Below are 10,321 nucleotides of genomic sequence, written 5' to 3'. Positions count from 1 at the left end.
CTCGACTTGCATGTATTAGGCACGCCGCCAGCGTTCGTCCTGAGCCAGGATCAAACTCTCCATTTAGGTGTTTGACTTGCTCATTACTTTTTTGTATCGCTTTACATTAACGAAGTTAATGTGGCAGTTTCACTCGTTGTTCAGTTTTCAAAGAACAATTTCTCTTATCATTTCTTTTTGTGCCAACCGCGTTTTCTCTCAGCGGCGACTTTTATAATATACCATGACTGCCTACTCAATTGCAAGTACTTTTTTTCTTTTCTTCGACATTTTTTTTCGTTTGTCGATTCAAGTCATTTGCTTGCTTCAAAAGCGGCGTGTATTAATATATCACAGCTCGCAAAAATTAGTCAAGCCCTATTTCAAAAAAAGATACCCTCTGCTTGAAACAAGCGATCTGGGTATCTTTTGCCGTTCTATTTTATACAGCGAGCGTCATATATCGAAGCTCCAACGCCTCAGTATCTCCGCTAGCTGCCATCACCGCTACCTCGCGAATAAGCGAGCGTTTAACCAATCGTTGCAACAACAAGGATAAATCGACATGAAGGGTTTTTATCCGCTCATGCTCCTGAAGCTCGCTGATGCTCCATGGCTCCTCTCGGCTCATCATGATATTAAAGAGCAAGGAACAGCAGTCCTTCATTTTATTGATTACCGTAAACTCACAAGCAAGCATAACAAGTTGAACACGCTGCTCCAGCGTTTCAGGGCTAACGGTTAATTCTTCATAAAGCTTGTACACCCCAGGATGAACCCTGCGCATTTGACGCCACACGGTTAGCTCTGGATGCTGCCCTTCTTCAATTAATACAATGTGCGCCCAGTGATGCAGAGCAGTTAATATATTGCTGTATGCATCCAGTATATTGCGCTCTTCGTAATCATGCTTTGCCTGCAGGTAACTTCTCAGAAAGCCGGAGAACTCTACAAACCGCTTTTGCTCTCTCATGACGTCCGGAAATTGTATAATGCGCTCACGAATATCGCTTATACGGCTGTCGCGCTCCAACAGTATCTCCCCCCGAACTATCCATTGAATAATACTTTTGTTCTCCCCGCTTGCCATCCACTGCTCCAGTTGACCTACACTCGCACTGCGGATCAGCACATGCTGGCCTTCAATACGGACATGCTCAATACTTTGAACAGCAGTCTGCTCCACAATTGCAAGCAGTAGCAAATCCAATCCTTCGGTCAACGGACTGTAAGCATAAGAGTTCTCGATTGCGATTAGACCAAGCAATTCTCGCTGTGATTGATGCGTTTGAATGAAATGTTCTTTTATATGTTTCACTTGGGCCTCCGTATAGCTAATCCAATATGATTAAGATATAATAATAATCTACGGTGTTTGTTATTTCGACAAACCGAGGACAGTTTCCTGCTTATTGGATGGAAAACCGTCTGATTTTAATAAGAATACCATGGAGAGGATGGACAAAGTGAATAAGTTTTTTTTCAAATCAGCGAAAATAAACGAATTTCGTCTGTGGGGGCTGATTTTCACACTCGTCGGCATGGGTGTTATGATTCTCGGTACAGCCGGAATCGTTCTTTGGGGACAAGCTGGTAAAATCGTTGCCGCGATTTTTATGGTTATCGGTATGATTTCCTTGCTCGTTAGCGTTGCCGTTTATTTCTGGGCAGGCATGATGTCAACCAGTGCAACGATGCTAACCTGCCCCGAATGCAATCGTCCAACGAAAATGCTCGGAAAAACGGATCGCTGCATGTTCTGCAAAACGATTCTGACACTCGATCCGGCGCAAGCCACACATGCTCCTTCCGAATAATACGTCGCTCTTAAAAATATGTTACATAAAGGTAAAAGGGCGATGCCTCCTTTTGGAGGCATTGCCCTTTTCGCACAGATATAGCAGGTAAGCTTCAAGATCAAGCTTATAAATTTTCATATTAGAATGAAAGAAGGCCATCGCTGAACTCGCGATGGCCTTCTTTCTAATAAATTGTAGGGTTATTATTGCAATTACGGCTTTTTATTCAACGCGGTATCAATCGTTTCCCAGATAGCGTTCGTTTGAAAAGTGCGCTGCCAGGTTGCTACTCCAGCTAACCCGTACTTTTTAACCAATGCAACTCTAGCTTTGATCGACAGCTCGTCCTCAATCCAGATGCGTTTGAGCGCATCCTCTTCCTTATACTCCACATAATGCTGCCCAGCATCGCCATCGAGTACAGGCTTCAGCTTATTTTGCGTAATAATTTCTTTCACTTTATCCATGCCAAGCGCTTTGGAGCTTACCTTTGTTTCACCATTCTCTTCGATCTCCGTCCAAATCCTGGTGTAGAGCGGCATGCTCAATATAAGCTTGCTTGCAGGAACACCGTCTTCGTCCAATATTCTCTTCAAGGATTGCTCCGTCCAAGGCAGCGAAGCGACCGACCCCGCAACTGGGCTTGTTGCCCAATGCTCGTCATAAGCCATAACCATCATGTAGTCTACAACTTTGCCAAGCGCTTTACGATCTAGAAAAACAGACCACATCTCGCTGTTGGACTTAGGCGTCACATCAATAGATACGACTAGTCCTGCTTCATGAAGCAGAGGCGTCAGCTCACGGACGAACTGGACCAGGTTTTCCTTATCTTTCGTATATACATTTTCAAAGTCTACATTAATGCCCTGCAAATGATAAAGCTCTGCAAATGCAAGCAACTGCTGGATCATATGAAAACGCGTATCTACTGTCGCCAGAGCCGCACTCGTCCGATCAGGCTCAAACCCGTTGCTGAATAGCGCCCATACCTGCATCTTCTGCTCTTTAGCCCATTTTACATACGCTGGATCAGCCTTACCTTTAATTGTGCCATCCGCATCCTGAAGCTCAAACCAGGTTGGACTGACGACATTGACGCCTTGCATTTCCGGAATTGTCGCTGGATCTGGCTTGCGTTGATAAACAGCCTCCCAGGTCAGATTGATTTTGCTGCCTGTAACCTTCCAAGCAACAAAATCCGTTTCATTATCGCTAGGCGCAATCTGCTCCATGCCAGTGAGCGTGGTATCACCCTTAGCGATATAACCCGGATGGCCATCCGGTCCCTGAACGAGCAGCCAGCCATCGCGTTCTCCCCAAACTCTGAGCTTGCTCGCGAGTGGAACCTTCTCCACAATCGGCGCCCTAATAGTAGGTTCTGTCCGTATAGCCGATCCTTTCTCCCGATTGGCTTCCGCCAGTTGAATAGCCTCCCCAGACTGAAGCAGGGAAACAACTCCCGAATTTTCAACGTACTCTGTCTGTAGACCATAAAGCTCTTCAATCGGCGTAATTGGAATGTAAACCACATCATCCTGCACCTCAGCTGTAATCGTCAAGTCAAAAGGCTTGCGATTCGCTGTCGCCGTCAAGGAATTTGTCTGCAAACGCAGCACCTTATTCGCTGTTGTAAAAATAATTGATCCACTATCCGCTTCATAGCGTATAGGCTGGTCTGCCCCAAGCACCTGCTGAAGGACAGGAAGCGGTAGCTTCACTTCGTTATTTTCAATAATGGCACCTTGCTTCATTGCTTCGCCATGAACGACGATTGGATTTTTCATCCCATAATCGGGAACTATTTGTTTAAAATTAGGAATGTAGCGGTCATATACAAACCAACCACCACCTGCTGCCAAAATAACAATTAAAAAGAGAAATAGATTCCGAGCCCCACTGCCCTTGCGGCGACGAGGAGTTCGGCGAAGCATAGTTTCCAAGCGTATCGCGCTCCTTTATAAAAGACGAAAGCGTGCATATCCGCGGTTGAACGCTTCCCTGCACGCCATCATTTTGTTAGGTTTAATTCTTGCTTAATGGTTAGCTATTACTTCTTAGCCGCTGCACAAGTAGAGCAGGAACCGTAAATTTCCATTCGATGCCCTTGCACGATAAAACCGGTCTCCTGCGATGCCACACGCTCCACCTCAAGTAACGGCGGGTATTCAAAATCAACAATTTGGCCACAGTCATTGCATATGGCATGATAATGCTCCGATGTATCCGCATCAAAGCGGCTGGAATCATCTCCATATGTCAGTTCCTTAACAAGCCCCGCTTCTACAAATAACCGTAGGTTATTATATATGGTCGCCACGCTCATGCTTGGAAAATTAGGCGACAGTGATTTATAAATTTCATCGGCTGTCGGATGAGTCATCGATTCCATTAAAAAGCTTAAAATGGCATGACGCTGCGGGGTCATACGGACACCATTCATTTTTAATTGCTGCAATGCTGCATTGACGGCTCCCATTCCCCTCACGCCTTTCAATTAGTATTTAAAGCTATTGTACGTGTTTTCAAAATGATTTGTCAATGAATGCGGTTATTGGTCCGTGACGCCATGCTGTATGGCAATACTGTTATTAGCATTAATTTGCAGACGGTATTGGCCGTCTCCAATCGTTCCCCTCACTGTCTTTTTACTGACTTCGAGTGGCAAATTTGTTGTAATTGCGCCAAAAGTGACCGATCCATACACCGTATAACTACCATACTGCGGGACAGTCAGTTTAATTTCCCCTACGGAGCTATCAACATCCCAGTCACCGCCGACTACCGAGCTCGCCAGCTCTATGCCGCCATTTAGGGTAGCAGCCTTTACGATGCCGTTAGCTTCATTAATGTTGATTTTTCCATTTTTCGTATCGGCCTCTATATCTCCTGAAATGTTAGTCATCTTCAAAGCCCCATTAGTCGCTTCTGCAAATACATTCCCTGTAATAGATGCTGCGGTAACAGCCCCATTTAATAAGGTTATACTTGTATCACCTATTATATGACGAAGAGTAATCGTTCCATTATTGGCTTTGGCTTGAACGCTTCCTTGTATTCCTTCTGCTAAAATTTCGCCTGTATCGCTGGAGAGCTCCACACCACCGGGAGCATCAAGGTTTTTAACTTTTATCGGTCCATTATCAGTATGCACGAGTACAGAAAGCTGTCTCGACGGCTGTTCGTCCTGCTGCTGCTCCTCCACTTGTAGGGGCGACTGCTCAGGAGTTGGTGTTGATGTCGCGTTCGAAGCAGAGACTTGTTCCACATTATGTGGCGAGCTTGGATCTGGTATACTGGTCTCTTGTACAGCTGGATCGTCCGACTCAAGATCAGGATCAAGATCAGGCTCTACCATTTCCTCCACCTGAACATTCGGCAAACGAGGTACGGTTACGGTAATATTTATGCGCGGTTTGCGCGTCCCGTTCTCCCCGTAGCTGCTGCTTTTGGCCTGCAGGGTGATTTTTTCACCGCTTGATGACGCCTCGATCTTCGATTTTTCGGCCATTTTATCGGCCTCAGCTTCATCAGCGATATCAACCCATACCTCGGTATCTATGCTGATATAATCATTATTTCCGCTTTGAAGCGTCACTTTGCCATTCACATTGTAAATCTGAATAGCTGTCGTCTTTTCTTCCATTGGAACAATGAGTACTTCTTTCTGATAATGGAAGCCTTTTTCCTCGCCGTAATCCTGTGCGCCATTCAAATCGACATATTGATCAATCCAGCGAAAAGGCAGATCAGCATATTGTGTTACTAAAAAGCCAAAGCCAGCAATGACAACAGCTGCCATGCTTCCGATAAAATCGAGTCGCAATTGCTTTCGCGACCGCCGCTGCAATAAACTGTAGGCGACGAGCTCGCCTCCCAGACATATAAACAAGACAGGCCACCAATAACGCATCAGCGCAAAAATATTGCTGCTGTGTATTTCATCCCACAACAGCAGCCCTCCTGCAGCGGCAATAAATAGAGCCGCCGTAAAGCTTCCTAACCGAAACACCGCCGCCAGCCGCTGACGCAAAACTAAGCTTACGGCGATCAGCCCTAGAACAGGGCCTACCGCATAATTTGCCGCTTCGTCAAACCAAGTAAACAAAGAAGTCGGCTGCCGAAGCATGAGCAGCAGCATAAGCAAAATGCCCGCCACCATAATGAGTATGCCGTCCCTAAGCTTTAAACCGGGCTGCGTTTCCGTTCGCCGATCCAAGCTTTGCAGCGCATCGTAGACGCTAATAAAATAAAATACAGGCAGCGCAAGCCCTAAATAAACAATAAGCAGCAAATGCTTTGCACCATCCGCATCCGCCAAACGAACAATAGTGCCGCCATCTAGCAAAATACCAGCGGCAAGCAGCAGCCCTCTCGTATATTCCCCTGTATATAAATGTCCCGCTCCCGGCCATAGAAAGGCTAGCAGCACCGTAAGCAATCGACTTTTCCTACGTCCCGTGTTCATCCCATGCTCCTGCAAAACATGTCCCCCGTATATGCAAGTTTATTGCTTATTATTGTACCATAGATGCCCCGCTCATAGGCTTTTGCTTAAAAATGCAAAAAAAGAGCCGTCCAGCTTGTGGACAGCTCTTCATTGATTATCATTAATCAGCTTGCATGTTAATGAAGCTATATTAGGCTTGCTGAAGACGCTCCAGCAGCATTTTGTTAACCATTGCCGGATTCGCCTTGCCTTTCGTTTCTTTCATAATTTGGCCGACAAGGAAGCCGATCGCCTTCTCTTTGCCTGCGCGGAAATCCTCAACCGATTGCGGATTCGCTTCAATGATTTTATCGACGATCGCAATGATTGCCCCCTCGTCGCTAATTTGTACGAGGCCCTGCTCTTCAACGATTTGCTGCGGCAGCTTGCCGGATTCCAGCATTTCCTTAAAGACGGTTTTGGCGATTTTGCTGCTGATTGTACCTTTCTCCAGCAAGCCAATCATTTCTCCAAGCCCTTGTCCAGTAATCTTCACATCGGACAGCTCCAGGCTGTTCGAGTTCAAATACCCGAGCAGGTCGCCCATAATCCAGTTGGATACAGCTTTCGCATCCTTCGTATAGGACAAGCTTGCTTCAAAAAAGTCTGCCATTTTCTTCGATGCCGTAATAACATCAGCATCATAGGAAGGCAAGCCGTAATCGCTAGTATAGCGGGCTTTACGTGCATCTGGAAGCTCAGGAATCGAAGCTTTGACACGTTCTTTCCACTCTTCATCGATATAGAGGCGAACCAAATCCGGGTCCGGGAAATAACGGTAGTCATGGGATTCCTCTTTGCCGCGCATCGAAATCGTCTTGCCCTGCGCTTCATCCCAGCGGCGAGTTTCTTGAACAACCTTATTGCCGCCGTCCAGCACCTCGGCCTGACGCCATTGCTCATATTCAAGGCCACGCTGAACACCGCGGAAGGAGTTCATGTTTTTCAGCTCAGCGCGCGTGCCAAGCTTCTCTTGTCCATAAGGACGAAGGCTGATGTTCGCGTCGCAGCGCAAGCTGCCCTCTTCCATTTTCACATCCGATACTTCGCAGTAAAGCATAATCGCTTTCAACTTCTCCAGATAGGCTTTCGCTTCCTCAGGCGTACGAATGTCCGGCTCGGAAACAATTTCAACGAGCGGCGTGCCGACACGGTTAAAGTCAACGAGTGAGGCATAACCTCCATCAACATGCGTCAGCTTGCCCGCATCCTCTTCCAAGTGCAGACGGGTAATGCCAATGCGCTTCGTAACGCCATTTACTTCAATATCAATCCAGCCATTCTCGCCGATAGGCTGATCGAATTGCGAAATTTGATAAGCTTTAGGCGAATCGGGATAAAAATAGTTTTTACGGTCAAATTTGCTGACATCAGCAATTGTGCAATTGAGCGCCATCGCAGCCTTCATCGCGTATTCAACCGCCTGCTTGTTCAGCACCGGCAGCACGCCGGGATGACCAAGGCAGACCGGGCAGGTATGCGTATTAGGCGGAGCTCCGAAAGCGGTGGAGCAGCCGCAAAAAATCTTGCTGTTGGTGTGCAGCTCAACGTGCACCTCCAGCCCGACTACCGTTTCATATTGAGTCGCTTCAGACATCGTTAATCCTCCTTAGAATTTTGCTTAGCGAGGTTACTTTGGTGGCATAGAGCATGATGAAAAAGGAGCAGCGCTGCGTGAAAAGGTTGACTTTCGATCGCTGTTGCCCAAGCATTTTTTTGAAAATATAGGAAAGGATATTATTTTCCCATCCTTTCTCTATATTTCTACGCGAAACGGTAGCTTAGCCGCCAGAGGACGGCAGCAGCCGTTTGCGCTTGATCAATCCCGCTCAGCGGTAAAATTCTTGGGCAAAGGCGAACGCTTACGCTTCTACAGTTCAACCTTTCCACTCCGCTTGCCTTTTTCATCCAGCTTCTATGGCAGCAAAAAAGTAAAAATCGCGTCGCAAGCTAGCTTTTATCTCAAGGTAAAACCTACATAAGACAACATAAATAAGAAAACCTATAAGGTACAACCTATCGGGCTAAGCCTGTACAATCAACCTACAGGCAAAATCCGCAGGTTAGCCCCACAAGGTTGAATATATTAGAGCTGCGGACGCAGCTTATGAAATTCGGTATTTTGCTCGAAGGCATGGGCCGTGCGCAGAACCTTCGACTCGTCGAAGGCTTTGCCGATAATTTGCAAGCCGATTGGCAAGCCGTCCGCTTGGCCGCAAGGAATGCTGATTGCCGGAACGCCTGCAAGGCTGACCGGAATCGTACAAATATCGTTCAAATACATCGTTAGCGGGTCGCCAACTTGTTCGCCAAGCTTGAACGCTGCTGTAGGGGCAGTTGGCCCGATGACGACATCATATTTTTCAAATACTTGGTCAAAATCTTGTTTAATGAGCGTGCGCACTTTTTGTGCTTTCAAATAATACGCGTCATAGTAGCCGGAGCTAAGCGCATACGTTCCCAGCATAATACGGCGCTTAACTTCTGGACCGAAGCCCTCGCTGCGCGATTTGCGGTACAAATCAATCAGGTTCGCTGGATTGTCTGCACGGACGCCGTAACGAACGCCATCAAAACGGGCCAAGTTGGATGAAGCTTCAGAAGAAGCAAGCAAATAATAAGCAGCAATAGCATATTCGGTATGCGGAAGTGAAACCTCTTCCCATGTTGCGCCAAGGCTTTCATACACTTTCAGTGCATTCAAAACCGCTTCCTTAACCTTTGGATCGACGCCTTCTCCCAAATATTCCTTCGGTACCGCAATGCGCAAGCCTTTGACATCGCCAGTCAAGGCAGACGAATAGTCCGGAATGCTTACGTTCGCAGAAGTAGAGTCTTTCGCATCATAGCCAGCAATCGCTTGCAGCACAAATGCGGAATCCTCAACATTTTTCGTCAAAGGACCGATTTGGTCCAGCGATGAAGCGAAAGCAACAAGCCCAAAACGGGAAACAAGGCCATACGTTGGCTTAAGACCGACAATGCCGCAATACGCTGCTGGCTGACGGATCGAACCGCCCGTATCAGAGCCAAGCGAGAAATAAACTTGGCCCGCAGCAACAGAAGCTGCAGACGCGCCGCTGGAACCCCCCGGCACATATTCTGTATTCCACGGATTGCGAGTCGGATAATAGCTGGAATTTTCATTCGAGCCGCCCATCGCAAACTCATCCATGTTCAGCTTGCCGATCGTGACGGATTGCGCCGATTTCAGCTTGCTGACAACCGTTCCATCATAAATTGGATTGTAGTTATCTAGAAACTGGCTGGCACATGTTGTGCGCAAGCCTTCGGTAACGATATTATCTTTAATTCCAGCCGGAAGACCAAACAGCAAGCCGCGTTCCACTCCTGCTTGAAGCTGCTTGTCCAGTTCGGCTGCATGCTGGCGAGCTCCCTCTTCATTAAGCGTAAGGAACGCTTGAATGGAAGCTTCTGTTGCTTTAATACGAGCAAAGGATTCATCAACCAGTTCGGTGACGGAAAGCTCCTTTTGGCTCAGCTTGTTATGTACATCCTGAAGACGCAAATCAAACAGTGACAAAACATGTTCCTCCCTTCAATATAAAAGCGCAGCAAGCCTTTAAAGCTATCGCGCTCGATCATGCGGACTATTCCAATACAGCAGGCACTTTAATTTGGCCGTCTTCTTCATCAGGCGCGTTTAGCAGCACCTTCTCGATCGGCAGCGATTCCTGCGTTATATCCTCGCGCGTCACATTCGTAATCGGCAGCACATGGCTGGTCGGCTCGACGTTTTCTGTATCAAGCGAGTTTAGCTTTTCTGCATATTTTAAAATCGCATTAAGCTGCTCGGTGAATTTATCCTTCTCCTCGTCAGACAGCTCAAGGCGAGCCAAATTCGCAACATGCTCGACATCTTTAATCGTAATGCTCATGAATGTTCCTCCCCCTTCTTAAGCCTGCAATCATTCTTTCTATTATAGCCTAGAATCACATTTTGACAAAGTGCACAAACATGGGCTAGAACGCTTATGTTCTGCAATACCTATTAATAGCAGATGACCCTCCCGCACCTGGCGGAAGGGTCATC

8 protein-coding genes and 1 rRNA gene are annotated in these 10,321 nt (G+C 47.0%); 1 reads left to right on the top strand and 8 read right to left on the bottom strand.

Annotated features, from left to right (window positions below):
• Positions 1-66: ribosomal RNA gene (locus AC50YG_RS25755) — 16S ribosomal RNA — on the bottom strand; the annotation flags it as partial.
• A 355-nt stretch (positions 67-421) separates the two neighbouring features.
• Positions 422-1,297: a nucleotidyltransferase-like protein gene (locus AC50YG_RS25750; RefSeq protein ID WP_473758831.1), complete on the bottom strand. Its 876-nt coding sequence runs from the start codon at positions 1,295-1,297 to the stop codon at positions 422-424.
• Between the two features lie 148 nt (positions 1,298-1,445).
• Between AC50YG_RS25750 and AC50YG_RS25745 the strand changes: the two genes are divergently transcribed.
• Entirely contained in the window at positions 1,446-1,796 is a 351-nt protein-coding gene (locus AC50YG_RS25745; RefSeq protein WP_231594383.1) for a YgzB family protein, read from the top strand.
• A gap of 194 nt (positions 1,797-1,990) precedes the next feature.
• Here the strand turns inward: AC50YG_RS25745 and AC50YG_RS25740 are convergent, their stop codons facing one another.
• From AC50YG_RS25740 to gatC, 6 genes are all read right to left on the bottom strand, one after another.
• The gene (locus tag AC50YG_RS25740; protein ID WP_494830984.1) at positions 1,991-3,712 is read right to left on the bottom strand and encodes a glycosyl hydrolase family 18 protein; all 1,722 of its coding nucleotides are present in this window, start codon (positions 3,710-3,712) and stop codon (positions 1,991-1,993) included.
• 116 nt (positions 3,713-3,828) lie between these two features.
• A complete protein-coding gene (gene perR, locus AC50YG_RS25735; protein WP_056043983.1) occupies positions 3,829-4,257 on the bottom strand; it encodes a peroxide-responsive transcriptional repressor PerR in 429 nt (142 codons plus the stop codon).
• Positions 4,258-4,329: 72 nt separating this feature from the next.
• On the bottom strand, positions 4,330-6,246 hold the full coding sequence (locus AC50YG_RS25730; protein ID WP_494830951.1) for a DUF4097 family beta strand repeat-containing protein: 1,917 nt from the start codon (positions 6,244-6,246) through the stop codon (positions 4,330-4,332).
• Positions 6,247-6,418: 172 nt separating this feature from the next.
• The gene (gatB, locus tag AC50YG_RS25725; protein WP_341279272.1) at positions 6,419-7,864 is read right to left on the bottom strand and encodes an Asp-tRNA(Asn)/Glu-tRNA(Gln) amidotransferase subunit GatB; all 1,446 of its coding nucleotides are present in this window, start codon (positions 7,862-7,864) and stop codon (positions 6,419-6,421) included.
• 489 nt (positions 7,865-8,353) lie between these two features.
• Positions 8,354-9,811, bottom strand: a complete 1,458-nt coding sequence (gene gatA, locus AC50YG_RS25720; RefSeq protein WP_494830949.1) for an Asp-tRNA(Asn)/Glu-tRNA(Gln) amidotransferase subunit GatA — start codon at positions 9,809-9,811, stop codon at positions 8,354-8,356.
• A 67-nt stretch (positions 9,812-9,878) separates the two neighbouring features.
• Positions 9,879-10,166, bottom strand: a complete 288-nt coding sequence (gene gatC, locus AC50YG_RS25715; protein ID WP_341279275.1) for an Asp-tRNA(Asn)/Glu-tRNA(Gln) amidotransferase subunit GatC — start codon at positions 10,164-10,166, stop codon at positions 9,879-9,881.
• Between the last annotated feature and the right edge of the window lie 155 nt (positions 10,167-10,321).

This window comes from Paenibacillus sp. J31R34 (genome assembly GCF_059383715.1).
Note: the sequence above shows the minus strand (reverse complement) of the source record. Positions and strands in the feature narration are given on the sequence as shown.